The sequence below is a fragment of the Tabrizicola flagellatus genome, assembly GCF_008271465.1.
GTDB classification, from domain to species: domain Bacteria; phylum Pseudomonadota; class Alphaproteobacteria; order Rhodobacterales; family Rhodobacteraceae; genus Tabrizicola; species Tabrizicola flagellata.
Genome location: NZ_VMDU01000002.1, coordinates 386,401 through 402,067, shown reverse-complemented (window position 1 = coordinate 402,067; position 15,667 = coordinate 386,401). Strand labels below are relative to the sequence as shown.

At 67.7% G+C, this 15,667-nt stretch carries 12 protein-coding genes; 5 read left to right on the top strand and 7 right to left on the bottom strand.

What is annotated here, in order from left to right:
* Both FL625_RS05070 and infB read left to right on the top strand, forming a co-directional pair.
* Complete coding sequence (locus FL625_RS05070; protein WP_149587532.1) at positions 1-645, top strand: RNA-binding protein; 645 nt, start codon at positions 1-3, stop codon at positions 643-645.
* Positions 642-3,212, top strand: coding sequence for a translation initiation factor IF-2 (gene infB, locus FL625_RS05065; RefSeq protein WP_149587531.1), 2,571 nt, complete (start codon positions 642-644; stop codon positions 3,210-3,212). The genes FL625_RS05070 and infB overlap by 4 nt, the downstream gene beginning before the upstream one ends.
* Positions 3,213-3,405: 193 nt before the next feature.
* On the opposite strand, the gene FL625_RS05060 is transcribed toward infB, so the two are convergent.
* From FL625_RS05060 to FL625_RS05050, 3 genes are all read right to left on the bottom strand, one after another.
* Positions 3,406-3,804, bottom strand: coding sequence for a (deoxy)nucleoside triphosphate pyrophosphohydrolase (locus tag FL625_RS05060; RefSeq protein WP_149587530.1), 399 nt, complete (start codon positions 3,802-3,804; stop codon positions 3,406-3,408).
* Positions 3,805-3,882: 78 nt separating this feature from the next.
* A complete protein-coding gene (gene argJ / locus FL625_RS05055) occupies positions 3,883-5,115 on the bottom strand; it encodes a bifunctional glutamate N-acetyltransferase/amino-acid acetyltransferase ArgJ (RefSeq protein ID WP_435532697.1) in 1,233 nt (410 codons plus the stop codon).
* Positions 5,116-5,286: 171 nt separating this feature from the next.
* Positions 5,287-6,129, bottom strand: a complete 843-nt coding sequence (locus FL625_RS05050) for a peptidylprolyl isomerase (RefSeq protein ID WP_149587528.1) — start codon at positions 6,127-6,129, stop codon at positions 5,287-5,289.
* Positions 6,130-6,317: 188 nt separating this feature from the next.
* On the opposite strand from FL625_RS05050, the gene secA reads away from it, so the two are divergent.
* From secA to FL625_RS05035, 3 genes are all read left to right on the top strand, one after another.
* Positions 6,318-9,062 carry a preprotein translocase subunit SecA gene (secA, locus tag FL625_RS05045; RefSeq protein WP_149587527.1) on the top strand — a complete coding sequence of 915 codons (2,745 nt, stop codon included), beginning with the start codon at positions 6,318-6,320 and terminating at the stop codon, positions 9,060-9,062.
* Between the two features lie 158 nt (positions 9,063-9,220).
* Positions 9,221-10,141: a hypothetical protein gene (locus FL625_RS05040; protein WP_149587526.1), complete on the top strand. Its 921-nt coding sequence runs from the start codon at positions 9,221-9,223 to the stop codon at positions 10,139-10,141.
* 18 nt (positions 10,142-10,159) lie between these two features.
* Entirely contained in the window at positions 10,160-11,686 is a 1,527-nt protein-coding gene (locus FL625_RS05035; RefSeq protein ID WP_149587525.1) for a phosphate ABC transporter substrate-binding/OmpA family protein, read from the top strand.
* On the opposite strand, the gene FL625_RS05030 is transcribed toward FL625_RS05035, so the two are convergent.
* The 4 genes from FL625_RS05030 to FL625_RS05015 are packed head-to-tail and all read right to left on the bottom strand — an operon-like array spanning position 11,683 to position 15,664.
* Positions 11,683-13,113 carry a mannitol dehydrogenase family protein gene (locus tag FL625_RS05030; RefSeq protein WP_149587524.1) on the bottom strand — a complete coding sequence of 477 codons (1,431 nt, stop codon included), beginning with the start codon at positions 13,111-13,113 and terminating at the stop codon, positions 11,683-11,685. The two genes, FL625_RS05035 and FL625_RS05030, sit on opposite strands and share 4 nt — an antisense overlap.
* A gap of 8 nt (positions 13,114-13,121) precedes the next feature.
* On the bottom strand, positions 13,122-13,904 hold the full coding sequence (locus FL625_RS05025; protein WP_149587523.1) for an SDR family NAD(P)-dependent oxidoreductase: 783 nt from the start codon (positions 13,902-13,904) through the stop codon (positions 13,122-13,124).
* Positions 13,905-13,907: 3 nt separating this feature from the next.
* A complete protein-coding gene (locus FL625_RS05020; RefSeq protein ID WP_149587522.1) occupies positions 13,908-14,678 on the bottom strand; it encodes an L-iditol 2-dehydrogenase in 771 nt (256 codons plus the stop codon).
* Positions 14,675-15,664, bottom strand: a complete 990-nt coding sequence (locus FL625_RS05015) for an ABC transporter ATP-binding protein (RefSeq protein ID WP_149587521.1) — start codon at positions 15,662-15,664, stop codon at positions 14,675-14,677. The genes FL625_RS05020 and FL625_RS05015 overlap by 4 nt, the downstream gene beginning before the upstream one ends.
* Between the last annotated feature and the right edge of the window lie 3 nt (positions 15,665-15,667).

Genomic DNA, 15,667 nt, shown 5'->3' with positions numbered 1-15,667 from the left:
ATGACGCGCGGCGGCCGGGAAAAGGACAGGGACGAGCCGGAACGCAAGTGCATTGCGACCGGGGAAAGCCAGCCGAAGGCGGGGTTGATCCGCTTTTGCGTCGGGCCTGACGGGCAGATCGTCCCGGATGTCCTGGGCAAGCTGCCGGGCCGCGGGATCTATGTCTCGGCCGACCGGGGGGCGATCGAGAAGGCGGTGAAGAAGAACCTCTTCTCCCGCGCGGCGCGCCAGCCCGTGAAGGCACCGGATGGCCTGGCCGATCTGGTCGAGACGCTGGTGGCGCAGCGGACCGTCGAGCTCCTGTCGATGGCCCGCAAGGCCGGCGAGGCGGTGACGGGCTACGAGAAGGTGAAGGACTGGCTGGTCAAGGGCACGGCGGCGACCCTGGTCCAGGCCAGCGACGGGTCGGAACGGGGCAAGACCAAGCTGCACGCGCCCGATGGCGCAAACGGCTTCATCGGCTGCCTTTCGGCTGGGGAAATCGGTTTGGCATTCGGGCGCGAACGTGCGATACACGCCGCGCTTGCCGCTGGCGGACTCAGGTCCCGTGTTGTAGAGGAAGCGGCAAAACTCGCCGGTCTGCGTGGTTGGACGGGTGGGGATGACGGCGGCGAGACCGCCATGAAGGATACGAAGAACGCATGAGCGATACTGACGGCAAGAAACCTCTTGGCCTTGGGGGCGCCCCCCGTCCCGGACAGGTGAAGCAAAGCTTCAGCCATGGCCGGACCAAGAGCGTCGTGGTCGAAACCAAGCGCAAGCGCGTGGTGGTGCCCACTCCGGCAAAGCCGGGGGTGACCGGCGCCGGTGCGCCTTCGGCTGCCACGGGTCTGGGGGATCCGTCGAAACGCCCGGCCGGGATTTCCGATGCCGAGATGGAGCGTCGCCTCGCTGCCCTGCGCGCCGCCAAGGCACGGGAGGCCGAAGAGGCCGCCCGTCGCGCCGAGGAAGAGCGTGCCCGCGAGGAGGACCGCGCCCGCCGCCGCGAGGAAATCGAGGCGAAGGAGCGCGAGGACCGCGAACGCGCCGAGGCGCTGCGCCTGAAGGCCGAGGAAGAGGAACGCGCCGCCAGGGCCGAGGCCGCCGCGCGTGCCGCCGCCGCCGAAGCGCGCAAGGCCGATGTGCTGGGCACGCGCTCCCGCTCAGCCACGCCGCCGCCCTCCGCCGCCAAACCGGCGGAACGTGCGGCGCCTGCGGCCGGCGACGAGGCGCGCGGCCCGGCTTCCGCGAAGCCAGGCCTCTCGCCCCGCAAGACCGACCGCGAAAAGGACGACCGCGCCGAGCGCGGGGCCAGGCGGGGTGGCGAAGAGGGCCGCCGTTCGGGCAAGCTGACCCTGTCGGATGCGATCTCGGACGAAGGCGGCCGTCAGCGCAGCCTGGCCGCCATCAAGCGCAAGCAGGAAAAGGCCCGGGCAAAGGCCCTGGGTCTTGGCCACAAGGCCGAGAAGCAGGTGCGCGACGTGCAGCTGCCGGAAACCATCGTTGTCAGCGAACTGGCGAACCGCATGGCCGAACGCGCGGCCGACGTGGTCAAGGCGCTGATGAAGATGGGCATGATGGTCACGATGAACCAGGCCATCGACGCCGACACCGCCGAACTCGTGATCGAGGAATTCGGCCACAAGGCCGTGCGTGTTTCGGACGCCGACGTCGAACAGGTGATCGACACCGTCAAGGACAAGCCCGAGGACCTGAAGCCGCGCCCGCCGATCGTGACGATCATGGGCCATGTCGATCACGGCAAGACCTCGCTTCTGGACGCGATCCGCAAGACCAATGTGGTCTCGGGCGAGGCTGGCGGGATCACCCAGCATATCGGCGCCTATCAGGTGAAGGCGGCCAACGGCCAGGTCATCACCTTCCTCGACACGCCCGGCCACGCGGCCTTCACCTCGATGCGCTCGCGCGGGGCGCAGGTCACCGACATCGTCGTGCTGGTGGTCGCGGCCGATGACGCCGTGATGCCGCAGACGGTCGAGGCGATCAACCACGCCAAGGCCGCCAAGGTGCCGATGATCGTGGCGATCAACAAGATCGACAAGCACGAGGCGAACCCGCAGAAGGTGCGGACCGACCTGCTCCAGCACGAGGTCGTGGTCGAGGCCATGTCCGGCGACGTGCAGGATGTCGAGGTTTCTGCCAAGACGGGCCAGGGTCTGGACGACCTCCTGGAAGCCATCGCGCTGCAGGCCGAGGTGCTGGAACTGAAGGCCAACCCGAACCGGGCGGCCTCGGGCGCGGTGATCGAGGCCAAGCTGGACGTCGGTCGCGGACCGGTCGCGACAGTGCTGGTCCAGAACGGCACGCTGCGGAAGGGCGACATCTTCGTCGTGGGCGAACAGTGGGGCAAGGTCCGCGCTCTCATCAACGACAAGGGCGAGACCATCCCGGAAGCCGGGCCCTCGGTCCCGGTCGAGGTGCTGGGCCTCAGCGGCACGCCCTCGGCGGGCGACACCCTGAACGTGGTGGAAACCGAGGCCCAGGCGCGCGAGATCGCGGACTACCGGATCAAGGTCGCCAAGGACAAGCGGGCCGCGGCAGGTGCCGCGACGACCCTGGAACAGCTGATGGCCAAGGCCAAGGCAGATGCCGCCGTGGCGGAACTGCCGGTGGTGGTGAAGGCCGATGTCCAGGGCTCGGCCGAGGCGATCGTCCAGGCGCTGGAGAAGATCGGCAACGAGGAAGTCCGGGTCCGCGTGCTACATTCCGGCGTGGGCGCGATCACGGATACCGACGTGGCGCTGGCCGAGGCCTCGAAGGCGCCGATCATCGGCTTCAACGTTCGTGCAAACGCGACTGCGCGGGCTTCGGCCACCCAGAAGGGGGTCGAGATCCGCTACTATTCGATCATCTACGACCTGGTAGACGACATCAAGGCGGCGGCCTCGGGCCTCTTGAAGGCCGAGGTGCGCGAGCACTTCATCGGCTATGCGAAGATCCTGGAGGTCTTCAAGGTCTCGGGCGTGGGCAAGGTGGCGGGCTGTCTCGTCACCGAAGGCGTGGCACGGCGGTCGGCCGGTGTTCGCCTGCTGCGCGACGACGTGGTGATCCACGAGGGCACGCTGAAGACGCTGAAACGCTTCAAGGACGAGGTGAAGGAAGTCATCTCGGGCCAGGAATGCGGGATGGCCTTCGAGAACTACGAGGACATCCGCCAGGGCGATGTCATCGAGATCTTCGAGCGCGAGGAGGTCCAGCGCAAGCTGGACTGATCCGCCTGTCCACGGTGGACAAACGCCGAAAACACTTTCCCGTCAGGGACTTGGCTGCAGGCGTTAGGGATCTGGAAAGAATGGCGCCGGGCCTTCGGGTCCGGCGTTTTCCTGCCCGGGCGCTCGTCGTGCGCCTTCGGCTTCTCCTCGCCGGCGGGGCGAGGAGTGCCAGAAGGGCTTCGACGAGCGGCAGTCAGAGCCAGTCGCGCAGGATCGGGATCAGCGGCAGATCGGCGGGCGGCATGGGATAGTCGCGCAGGCGGTTCGGGGCGACCCAGGCCAGTTCCTGGCCTTCGGTCGCGCGCACCGTGCCCTGCCAGCGGCGGCAGGCGAAGAGTGGCATCAGCAGGTGGAAGTCGTCGTAGCTGTGGCTCGCGAAGGTCAGCGGCGCGAGGCACGAGGCCCAGGTGTCGATGTCGAGCTCTTCCTTCAGCTCGCGGATCAGGGCAGCCTCGGGCGTCTCGCCGGGTTCGACCTTGCCGCCGGGAAATTCCCAGAGGCCCGCCAGCGACTTGCCCTGCGGCCGCTTGGCCAGGAGCACGCGGCCGTCGGGGTCGATCAGGGCGACGGCAGAGACGAGGACGATCTTCATGGCCGGGTTCCAGTTGGCAGGCCCCCGGGGGGTTTCACACCCCCCGGCCCCCCGTGGAGTATTTGCAAAAGGGCAAGATCAGGAGCGGTAGTCGGCGTTGATCTCGACGTAGCGGGCGGTGAGGTCGCAGGTCCAGACCGTGCGCCGGCCCTTGCCGAGGCCGAGATCCACGGCGAAGACCAGTTCCTGACCCTGCATGTAGGCGGCGCCGTCCTCTTCCCGGTAGTCGGGGTTCCGCCAGCCGTTCTGCGCCACGAGGATGTCGCCGAAGCGGATGGTGAGACGGTCGCGGTCGGCCTCGGCGCCCGACTTGCCGATGGCGGCGACGATGCGGCCCCAGTTCGGGTCCTGCCCGGCGACCGCGGTCTTGACGAGGGGCGAGTTGGCGATGGCGAAGGCGACCTTGGCCGCATCCTCGTCCGAGGCCGCGCCGGTCACGCGCACCTCGACCAGTTTCGTCGCCCCCTCGCCATCCCGCACGACCTGAAGCGCAAGGTCGCGCATCACGCCGCGCAGCGCGGTCTCGAAGGCCTTGAGCACCGGCCCCTTGACCTCGGCCGCCGCGGACTGCCCGGTGGCGGCGATCAGCAGTGTGTCGGATGTCGAGGTGTCGCTGTCCACCGTGATCGAGTTGAACGTGTCGTCCACGTTGCGCGACAGGATCTTCTGCAGCTGGTTCGCGCCGATCTTCGCGTCGGTGAAGATATAGACCAGCATCGTCGCCATGTCGGGAGCGATCATGCCCGAGCCCTTGGCGATGCCGGCGATGTGGATCGTGCCGCCCTCGCCCTGCACGGTGGCGGCGGCGCCTTTCGGGAAGGTGTCGGTGGTCATGATCGCCTGGGCGGCCATTTCCACAGCGTCTTCCTTCAGCGCGGCGACGAGGTCGGGAACCCTGGCGGTGATCTTCTCGAAGGGCAGCGGCTCGCCGATCACGCCGGTGGACGACGAGAACACGCGGCTGGCCGGCACCCCGAGCGCCTCGGCCACGGCGCCGGTGACGGCGGCGACGGCCTCGTCCCCCAGCTTGCCGGTGAAGGCGTTGGAATTGCCCGAGTTCACGATGATCGCCGCCCCGGCATCGGCCGGCACCTTCATCGCCAGCTTCGCCTGGCAGTCCCGGACGCAGGCCGAGCGGGTGGAGGAGCGGGTGAAGACACCGGCCATCGTGGTGCCGGGGGCAAGGCGCACCAGCATCACGTCCTTGCGGTTCTGATACCGCACTCCGGCCTCGACCGCGGCGAATTCTGCCCCCTTGATCGCGGGCAGCGCGGGGAAATGCTCGGGCGCCAGCGGCGAGACCGGCTTCATTGCCTTCTTCGCCGCCGCCACGACGTCGCCCACCGCCTCCTGCACAGCCTCGGCCACGGGGCCGGCAGCCGCGGCCAGGCTGTCCTTCAGCTTGCGGACCTTCTTCTTCAGCGCTTTCGCTTCGGCCTTCCAGTCGGTCTTTGCCATGTGCCTTGCCCCCGGATCAGGTTGTCAGTCGATCAGCGCCGAGTTCTTGAGAAGCGCGGGGTCCAGCCCCTCGCCCTCGCGGGTGACGGTCGCCTGCTTGGTCAGCTCCTCGATCCTGGCGTTGATCGCGGCGTTCTCGACATCGGTTGCAAGTTCGTCGCGCAGCTGATCCAGCGTCGGCTTTTCGGCGACCCGGGTTTCCTTGACCAGGATCAGGTGCCAGCCGAAATCGGTCTGGACAGGCCCCGCAACCTCGCCCACCTTGGCGGCGACGACGGCATCCTCGAAGGGCTTGACCATCATGCCGAGGCCGAACCAGCCAAGGTCGCCCCCGTTGGCGCCCGAGCCGGTATCGGTGGACTTGGACTTGGCGATCTCGGCAAAGTCGCCGCCGGCGTCGAGTTCGGCCTTGATCGCCTTGGCCTCATCCTCGGTCGCGACCAGGATGTGCGCGGCGTTGTATTCGGTCTGGGGCTTGGCATCCTTGAAGCGGGCGTCATAGGCGGCCTGGAGCGCCGCGTCGGTGACGGCATCCTTGACGATGGCCTCGATGGCGATGCCCGAGGCAAGCCCGCGCTTGTTGTTGTCGATGGTGGCCAGGGCGCGGGGGCGCAGGTCGGGCACCGACTGGGCCAGCACCTCCTGCTGGATCAGCTGTTCGAAGATGCCCTTGAACAGCACGTCGTCCGGCAGCTGCTGGTATTCCGGCGGCAGGCTTTCGCGCAACGCGATCATGTGGCCGAGGGTGATCTGCGTGCCGTTCACGGTGGCGACCACGGTGTCGGCCGTCTCGCCTTCGGCGAACACCGGCCCGGACAGTGTGGCGGCCAGGGCGAGAGCCGGCCAGAAAGCAGAACGTTTCGTCATTTTCACCATCTCCTGATCGGGGCGATCCGCCTGCCCAAGTTGACTATCCCGGGCCTTCCCCTTACATCGCGACAGTCGCGTGAAGCGGGGCCGTCCGGTCATACACAGGCCCTTCTAGGGAAGCTGTCGGGGCCGGGCAAGCCCAAGGGTCACACGATGCTGTCAGAAGCTGCCCTTCGGGAGATGAAATGCTGGGTCTGGGAACGCTCGCGCGGAAGATGTTCGGCACGCCGAACGACCGCAAGGTAAAGTCCGTCCGCCCGGTGGTGGCGCAGATCAATGCGCTGGAACCCGAATACCAGGCGCTGTCGGACGAGGGCATCATCGCCAAGACGCGCGAGTTCCAGAAGCGGGTGCAGGAGGGCGGCGAAAGCCTGGATGCGATTCTTCCTGAGGCCTTTGCCAACTGCCGCGAGGCGGCTCGCCGGGCGCTGGGGCTGCGGGCCTTCGACGTGCAGTTGAAGGGGGCGATGTTCCTGCATCAGGGCAACATCAGCGAGATGAAGACGGGCGAGGGCAAGACGCTGGTCGCGGCCTTCGCGGCCTACCTGAACGCTCTGACCGGCCGGGGCGTCCACGTCGTCACGGTGAACGACTACCTGGCCAAGCGCGACGCGGAATGGATGGGCAAGGTCTATGCCCAGCTTGGCATGACCACGGGCGTGGTCTATTCGCACCAGCCCGACGCGGAAAAGATGGCGGCCTACCGGGCCGACATCACCTATGCCACGAACAATGAACTCGGCTTCGACTACCTGCGCGACAACATGAAATCCTCGCTGGAGGACATGGCGCAGCGGGGGCATTACTATGCCATCGTGGACGAGGTGGACAGTATCCTGATCGACGAGGCGCGGACTCCACTGATCATCTCGGGCCCCAGCCAGGACCGCAGCCCGCTCTATCAGGCCGTGGACAAGGTGATCCCGCACCTGCAACCGGAACATTACGCGGTGGACGAAAAGACCCGCAGCGTGACGCTGACGGAAGAAGGCAACGACGTGATCGAGGATCTGCTGCGCCAGGCCGGCATCCTGCCCGAGGGGCAGAGCCTTTACGCCGCCGAAAGCACCTCGATCGTGCACCACGTCAACCAGGCACTGCGGGCGCACAAGCTGTTCTTCAAGGACCAGCAGTACATCGTCCGCGACGGCGAGGTGATGCTGATCGACGAATTCACCGGCCGGATGATGAAGGGCCGGCGGCTGTCGGACGGGCTGCACCAGGCGATCGAGGCCAAGGAAGGCGTCAAGATCCAGCCCGAGAACGTGACCTATGCCAGCGTCACCTTCCAGAACTACTTCCGCCTCTATGAAAAGCTTGGCGGCATGACCGGCACGGCGGCGACCGAGGCCGAGGAATTCCGCGAGATCTACGGCCTCGGCGTGGTCGAGGTGCCGACCAACCGCCCCGTCGCCCGGATCGACGAGCATGACCAGGTCTTCCGCACTGCGCGCGAGAAATACGACGGCATCCTGAAGGCGATCAAGGAAGCGCATGCGAAGGGCCAGCCGATCCTGGTCGGCACCACCTCGATCGAGAAGTCGGAAATGCTGTCGGCGATGCTGAAGAAGGAAGGCATCCCGCACAATGTGCTGAACGCGCGCCAGCACGAGCAGGAAGCGAAGATCGTCGCCGATGCCGGCAAGCTGGGCGCGGTGACCATCGCCACCAACATGGCCGGCCGCGGCACCGACATCAAGCTGGGCGGCAACGTCGAGTTCAAGGTGCTGGAAGCCATCGCCGCCGAGCCCCACGGCGATCACGTCGCCATCCGCGCCCGGATCGAGGCGGCGCATGTCGGCGAGGAAGAGGCGGTCAAGCAGGCCGGTGGCCTGTTCGTGCTGGGCACCGAACGCCATGAAAGCCGCCGGATCGACAATCAGCTGCGCGGCCGCTCGGGCCGGCAGGGCGACCCGGGGCGCTCGGCCTTCTTCCTGAGCCTGGAAGACGACCTGATGCGGATCTTCGGATCCGAACGGCTGGACAAGATCCTGTCCACGCTGGGCATGCAGGAAGGCGAGGCGATCGTCCACCCCTGGGTGAACAAGAGCCTCGAGAAGGCGCAGGCCAAGGTCGAGGCCCGCAACTTCGACATCCGCAAGCAGCTGCTGAAGTTCGACGACGTGATGAACGACCAGCGCAAGGCGATCTTCGAGCAGCGGATGGAGATCATGCAGGCCGATCACGTCAGGGATGTCGCCGCCGACATGCGCCACCAGGTGATCGAGGACCTGGTCGATCTGAACATGCCGCCCAAGTCCTACCCGGACGCCTGGGACACCGAGGGCTTGGCCGCCGCCTGCCGCGAGATGCTGAACCTCGACCTGCCGATCGCCGACTGGACTGCCGAAGAGGGCGTCGATCAGGCTGTGATCAAGGAACGGATCATCGAAGCCTCGGACAGGATGATGGCAGAAAAGACCGAGGCCTTCGGGCTTGCCACGATGCAGACCATCGAGAAGCAGATCCTGCTGCAGGCCATCGACACCAAGTGGCGCGAGCATCTTCTGCGGCTGGAGCATCTGCGCTCGGTGGTCAGCTTCCGCGGCTATGCCCAGCGCGACCCGCTGAACGAATACAAGACCGAGGCCTTCCAGCTGTTCGAGGGTCTGCTGAACAGCCTGCGCGAGCAGGTCACGCAGCAGCTGTCGCGCATCCGCCCGGTAACCCGCGAAGAGCAGGAAGCGATGATGCGGCAGATGCTGGCGGAACAGCAGGCCGCGGCACAGCCAAAGGTGGTGGAAGCCGCAGCAGCGGGGCTGGCCGCCGCCCCTGCAGCCGCCGGTCCCGTGGCCGCTGCTCCCGCTGCCGCCGCGCGCGCGGGCTTTGTCGAGGCCGACCCCTCGACCTGGGGAAACCCCGGCCGGAACGACCCCTGTCCCTGCGGCTCGGGGGAGAAGTTCAAGCATTGCCACGGGCGAATCGCCTGAGATCGCAGCGACCATCGGACATCTTGCGCCGCGTCTGACGACGCGGCGTTTTCATGGCGTTTTGGCAGCAATCCGTATCTGCACCCAAATAATGCCATTTCTCCGCCCCGATTGACCTCTAGCGGTAAACGGTGCGATTCTCGTACCGGGGCACTGCCATGCTTTGGGGCAAAAAGATTCTGCGGATCACCGCCGCCGTGGCGGTGGCCGCGCTGGCGGCCCATACCGCCGAAATTCAGAAAGGTCAGGGCACCGCGAAATCGCTGGTGCTGACGGCCACCGAACGCTTTGCGCCCGACCGCCCGGCCAGCGCGGGCGCCGGTGCCGGCGTCGATGCCGTGCCGCCGTCGGCATCGCTCGGTGCACCTGCAGAGGCACCTTTGGGAAATCTGACCGGGATCACCCCGGTCGCGGCCTCGGCCCCGGCCGTCGCGGGAGATCAGTGCCGCCCGGTGATGCAGTTGCAGGCGGCCCCCGGCGCGATGATCCAGTTGACCCTCTCCGCTCCCTGCAATCGCAGCGAGCGGATCGTCCTGCGCCACTCCGGCATGGCCTTCGCCACCCGGACCGACGCCGGAGGCTCTGCCCGGTTGCTGGTCCCTGCCCTCAAGCCCGAGGCGATGGTGGCCGTTTACCTGGCCGAGTCCCGTCTCTTGCTGGGCAAGGTCACCGTTCCCGACGCCGCCTCCTACGCGCGGCTGGCCGTGACCTGGGAATGGCCGGCCGAGGTCGAGTTGCGCGCGACCGAGGGCAACCATGTTCTGGTGGCCGCCAGCGCATCGTCTGCGGACGAGCCTGCGCGGATCATGTCCTTCGGGTCGCCGGATGTGCAGTCACCGGTCATGGCGCATGTCTATTCGGTCCCTGGCCGGGATCTGGGAGATGTCTCGCTTTCGGCCGAGCTGCGGATCACGCCCGCCACTTGCGGCCGGACCCTGCGGCTGGGCACGGTTTACGCCGCAAACGGCCTGACGATGGCGCAGGAACGCGAAGTCGCGGTTCCGCTCTGCGGCACGGCCGGTGACATTCTGCTGTTGAAGAATCTCTCGCCTGCTCCGAAACTCGCCACTCCGAAGTAAGGTGCGGATCGGCAGTTGATGGGTGTGAAGGCAGGGCTGGCGGCGCTGTGCGTTGCGGCGACCCTTGGTGTTTCCGTTGCAGCGCAGGATGTGACCCTGGTCGCCCGCGAGGGCGGGATCGTGCTGAGCGGGACGCTGCAGGGCTATGACGGCGAATTCTACCGGATCGACACCAGTTACGGCCTGCTGACCGTGGATGGCCAGGGCGTGATCTGCGAGGGACCGGCCTGTCCCGAACTGGTCGCCCCCAGGGCGCAGATCCGCGTGGTCGGCGCCCCGGATGCGGCCGCCCTGCTGCCGACCCTGTTCCAGGCCTTTGCCGAGGCCCGCGGGCTGATCTACGAACCCCAGGCCGGCGATGGCTTTGCCGCCCGCATCCTTGACCCGGCCACGCGCCAGGTGCTGGCCGACCTGTCCTTTCAACCCCTGCCGCCCGAAGCCGCCAGCGCCGCAGTCAGCTCCGGCTCTGCCGACCTGAAGCTGTCGTTCGACTCCGAGCCGGGGTTCGCCGCCCATTCCATCGCGATGGACGGCATGGTCGCCATCGTCGCGCCCGACAATCCGATGCCGGCGATCTCGACCATCGACCTGGCCCGCGTGCTGGCGGGAGAGGTGGACAACTGGGCGCAGATCGGCGGGCCGGACATGCCTGTCGTGCTGCATGCCCTGGCTCCGGACAGCGACCTGCAACAGGCGCTGGTGGCTCGGCTGGGACAGTCCCGCCCGGCGGATGTGGAGCACTCCGATCTGGCCAGCCTCGCCAAAGCGGTGGCAAGGGACCCCTGGGCGATTGCGATCAGTGGGCGGTCGGCCATCGTGCCGGCCCGACGCATGCCGCTGACCGATTCCTGCGGCTTCCCGCTGCTGCCCAACTCGCTGGCGATCAAGGCGGGGGACTACCCGCTGTCGCTGCCGGTCTTCCTGTTGTCGGCCAAGCGGCGGCTGCCCTTGCTGACGCGCGAGTTCCTGGCCTTCCTGCGCACGCCGGCCTCGGATGCGGCGGTGACGGCGGCGGGTTTCATCGACCGCTCGCCCGCGCGCCAGCCGATGACGGCGGACGGGCTGCGGCTGATCAACGCGATCAAGGGCGCGGGCGAGGACGTGACGCTGGAAGAGCTGAAGCGCCTGGCCGGGATCATGGACGGGGCGGACCGGCTGTCCTTCACCTTCCGGTTCGAGGACGGGTCATCCACCCTGGACGCCACCTCGCAGGACAGTCTGGAGGATCTGGCCCAGCTTATCGCCGCAGGGCAGTTCCGCGACCAGAAGCTGGTGCTGGCGGGTTTCTCGGACGGCTCGGGCGCGGCCGAGGCGAACCTGGCGCTGTCGATCGACCGCGCGGCGCGGGTGGCGCAGGAACTGGCCGCCGTGGCCCCCGACCTGTCTCCGGCGCAGATGCCGGTGGTCGAGGGCTTTGGCGAGGCGCTGCCGATGGCCTGCGACGAAACCCCGGTCGGCCGGCAGCTGAACCGGCGGGTGGAGCTGTGGGTGGTCCCCGACTTCACCCCGACCGGCACCGCGCCGGTCATGGCGCCGGCGCCCTAGGCGAGGAACTCGGTCAGCGTCTGCCGGGTGCCCACGGCCCAGAGCCGGTTCAGGTGCCGCTCGAAGGCCGTGGCAAAGCGCGGGTTCTGCCCGAGATCGCCATAGACCGTGGTCATCTCCAGCCAGGCCGCCGGGCGCGCCCTTGCCGCCCGCGACCGGGCGACCAGCGCATCCCAGTCGGGGTCGTTCGGTGGAATGGGCGTGCCGCTGTCCGTCTCGCCAAAGCAGTACCGGCACCACAGGGCCGAGACCAGCGCCAGCCCCTCGACCGAGCCGCCGGCGGCGAGCGCGTCGCGGATCGAGGGCACGATGAACTTGGGTTGCCGGTTCGACCCGTCCAGGCAGAGCCGGCGTTCGGTATCGGCCACCTCGGGGTTCGAGAAGCGGTCCACGATCAGCCGGTAATAGTCGCCGAGGTTGGTATCGGGGACCGGCGGGATGTAGGGGATGATCTCGTGGATCTCGACCTTGTCGAGCAGGCCGCGGATCAGCGGGTCGGCCATGGCCTCGTGGACATATTCGATGTCCATCAGCCCGCCGGGATAGGCGATGGTCGCATGGCCGCCGTTCAGGATGCGGATCTTCATCAGCTCGAAATTGTGGACATGCGGGGTCAGCGTGACCCCGACCTTTTCCCAGGCCGGACGGCCGGCGGGGAAGTTGTCCTCCAGCACCCATTGCCGGAAGGGCTCGCAGGTCACGGGCACCGGATCGTCGGCCAGTCCGAAGGCCGCCGCCATCGCCCGTTCGCGCGGGCCCGTCGCCGGGGTGATGCGGTCCACCATGCCGTTCGGGAAGGCGACATGGGCCGCGATCCAGTCGGCCAGGTCCGGGTCGCGAAGTGCGGCAAGACCGGTGACGGCGGCGCGGGTGACATGGCCGTTGCCGGGCAGGTTGTCGCAGGACATGACGGTGAAGGGCACCACGCCGGCGGCCCGACGCGCCTTCAGCGCCGCGATGATCGCGCCGAAGGCGGTCCGGTGCGGGTCCGCGGCATCGGCGACGATCTCGGGATGCGTCGGGTCGAACTGCCCGGTCGCCGGGTTGATGAAATAGCCGCCCTCGGTCACCGTCAGGCTGACGATGCGGATCTCGGGCCGGGACATGGCCGCGATCAGCGCCGCGTTGTCCGCCTCTACCGGCAGGAAGTCGATCATCGACCCCACCCGGCGGGCGGATTTGCCCTTCGGGTCCAGCTCGATCACCGTGGACAGGCAATCCTGCGCCTTCAGCGCCTCGCGCATCCGGGCATCGCCCTCGCGCACCCCGGCGCCAAGGATCGCCCAGTCGTGGTCAAGCCCGAGGTTGAACAGGTCATCCAGATAGACGGCCATGTGGGCGCGGTGGAAATTGCCCAGCCCGATATGGACGATGCCGGGCGTCAGGCGCGAGCGGTCGTAGGCGGGAAGCGTGACGGTGGGGGACATTCGGGGCCTCAGACGGTTTTCAGCATGCCGCCATCGACATGGTAGGTAGAGCCGGTGCAGTAGCTGGCGCGCGGCGACAGCAGGAAGGCAATGATATCGGCCAGTTCCTCGGGCGTGCCGAAGCGGCGGATCGGGGCGTGTTCGTCGGCGACCGATTGCAGATAGCCCTGCCAGTCGCCGTCCCTTGCCAGGGCCTTGGCGGTCTTGATCCAGTCGGGCGTCAGGATCAGCCCCGGATTCAGCGTGTTGACCCGGATGCCGAGCGGGATGAACTCGGTCGACATGGTCTTCGACAGCATCATCAGAGCCGCCTTGGTGGTGTTGTAGATCGGCTCGTACCAGAGCGGCTGGACGGCGCAGATCGAGGCGTTGTTCAGGATCGCGCCGCCGCCATGCGCCTGCATCTGCGGCACGAGGCCCCGGGCAAGGCGCACGGCGGCCATGACATGCAGGTTCCAGTAGTGCAGCCACTTCTCGTCCGGCGCGTCCAGGATCGTCTCGTTCGAGCCGGTGCCGGCGTTGTTGAACAGAAGCTCCGCCCCGCCCATCCCGGCGGCTGCGGCGACCACGGCGGCGCAGCCTTCGGCGGTGGTGACATCGGCGGCGACGGCCTGCGCGTCGCGGCCGAAATCGGCGCGGATGCGGGCGGCCTCGTCTGCCGCGCGGGCGCCGTCGCGGGCGGCGATCAGCACGCGCGCGCCCTCGCGCGCCAGCGTCCGGGCGGCCGCAAGGCCGATGCCGACCGACCCGCCCGAGATCACCGCCAGTTTTCCGTCAAGTCCAAGGTCCATGGGTCACGCCATCCAGTTGCCGCCGTCCACGCCGAAACACTGGGCGACGATGTATCTGGCCTCATCGGTGGCGAGGAAGATCGCCATGCCGGTCAGGTCCTCGGCCTTGCCCATGCGGCCGAAGGGCACTGCGGCGCCGACCTCGCGCTTCTTCTGACCAAGGGGCTTGCCTTCGTATTTCGCGAAGAAGGCATCCACCCCGTCCCAGTGTTCGCCGTCCACCACGCCGGGCGCGATGGCGTTCACGTTGATGCCGTGGCGGATCAGGTTCAGCCCGGCGGATTGCGTCAGGCTGATGACCGCGGCCTTGGTGGCGCAATAGACGGCCACCAGGCTTTCGCCGCGCCGCCCGGCCTGCGAGGCCATGTTGATGATCGTCCCGCCCTGCCCCCGGTCGATCATGTGGCGCGCGGCGGCCTGCAGGCAGAACAGCGTGCCGGCCACGTTCACCGCAAACAGCCGCTCATAGTCGTCCCGCGTGATCTCGACGATGGGAGCCGCAGAGAACAGCGCGGCATTGTTGATCAGGATGTCGAGCTTGCCCATCCGCTCGATGGCATCGGCGAAACCGGCATCGATCGAGTCCTGCCGGGTCACGTCCAGCGCGATGGCATGGGCCTTCGGACCCAGAGCTTCTGCCGCCGCGCGGGCGGCGTCGAGGTTGATGTCGGCGATGGCGACCTCGGCCCCTTCGGCGATGTAGGCCCGGGCGAAGGCCAGCCCGATGCCGCGCGCGGCGCCGGTGATCAGAGCGGATTTTCCGGCAAGTCTCATAGGGCCATTCCATTCGTGTTGAAGCGGTGGATCTTTCCGGCCGGGGCCAGCCGGATACGGTCGCCGTGGTGGGCATTGACCTCGCCGGGGGCGCGGACGGTCAGGGTGCCGATCCCCTCGACCGCGACCTTGAGGAAGCTGTCGGACCCGAGATGTTCGGACAGGCCGACCACCCCCTCCCAGGGACCGTCGCCCACCGCGATGTGCTCGGGGCGGACGCCGATGGTATGGGCGTCGTGCTTCGCAGCCTCCGCGCCCTCGATGAAGTTCATCTTCGGGCTGCCGATGAAACCCGCGACGAACAGGTTGCGGGGATAGTTGTAAAGCTCCAGCGGCGCGCCGACCTGCTCGATCCGGCCGGCGTTCAGGACGACGATCTTGTCGGCCATGGTCATCGCCTCGACCTGGTCGTGGGTGACGTAGATCATCGTGGTCTTGAGGCTTTGGTGCAGTTCGCTGATCTCCTGCCGCATGCCCACGCGCAGGGCGGCGTCGAGGTTCGACAGGGGTTCGTCGAACAGGAAGGCCGCCGGTTCGCGCACGATGGCGCGGCCGATGGCGACGCGCTGGCGCTGGCCGCCCGACAACTGGCCCGGACGGCGGTCGAGGTAGTTGGACAGGTTCAGCACCTTGGCCGCGCGTTCCACCCGGCGGTCCTGCTCGGCCTGGTCCATCCCGGCCATCTTCAGCGGGAAGGCGATGTTCTTCCGCACCGTCATGTGCGGATACAGCGCGTAGGACTGGAAGACCATCGCCAGGCCGCGTTTCGCCGGCGGCAGGTTGGTGGCGTCCTTGCCGTCGATCTCGATGGTGCCTGAGGTCGTATCCTCCAGCCCCGCGATCAGGCGCAGCAGCGTGGACTTCCCGCACCCGGACGGCCCGACGAAGACGACGAACTCGCCATCCTCGATGGTCAGGTCGATGCCGGGGATGACATCCACCTCGCCGAACGCCTTGCGGACCTTGGTCAGTTGGATCTTGCCCATGTT

Excerpts from the sequence above, each read along its gene's own strand:
- FL625_RS05030 (WP_149587524.1), bottom strand. The coding sequence starts at position 13,113 with ATGTCCCCCACCGTCACGCTTCCCGCCTACGACCGCTCGCGCCTGACG.
- FL625_RS05015 (WP_149587521.1), bottom strand. The coding sequence starts at position 15,664 with ATGGGCAAGATCCAACTGACCAAGGTCCGCAAGGCGTTCGGCGAGGTG.
- FL625_RS05040 (WP_149587526.1), top strand. The coding sequence starts at position 9,221 with ATGCTTTGGGGCAAAAAGATTCTGCGGATCACCGCCGCCGTGGCGGTG.
- secA (WP_149587527.1), top strand. The coding sequence starts at position 6,318 with ATGCTGGGTCTGGGAACGCTCGCGCGGAAGATGTTCGGCACGCCGAAC.
- FL625_RS05035 (WP_149587525.1), top strand. The coding sequence starts at position 10,160 with ATGGGTGTGAAGGCAGGGCTGGCGGCGCTGTGCGTTGCGGCGACCCTT.
- FL625_RS05060 (WP_149587530.1), bottom strand. The coding sequence starts at position 3,804 with ATGAAGATCGTCCTCGTCTCTGCCGTCGCCCTGATCGACCCCGACGGC.
- FL625_RS05025 (WP_149587523.1), bottom strand. The coding sequence starts at position 13,904 with ATGGACCTTGGACTTGACGGAAAACTGGCGGTGATCTCGGGCGGGTCG.
- FL625_RS05050 (WP_149587528.1), bottom strand. The coding sequence starts at position 6,129 with ATGACGAAACGTTCTGCTTTCTGGCCGGCTCTCGCCCTGGCCGCCACA.
- argJ (WP_435532697.1), bottom strand. The coding sequence starts at position 5,115 with ATGAAGCCGGTCTCGCCGCTGGCGCCCGAGCATTTCCCCGCGCTGCCC.
- FL625_RS05070 (WP_149587532.1), top strand. The coding sequence starts at position 1 with ATGACGCGCGGCGGCCGGGAAAAGGACAGGGACGAGCCGGAACGCAAG.
- FL625_RS05020 (WP_149587522.1), bottom strand. The coding sequence starts at position 14,678 with ATGAGACTTGCCGGAAAATCCGCTCTGATCACCGGCGCCGCGCGCGGC.
- infB (WP_149587531.1), top strand. The coding sequence starts at position 642 with ATGAGCGATACTGACGGCAAGAAACCTCTTGGCCTTGGGGGCGCCCCC.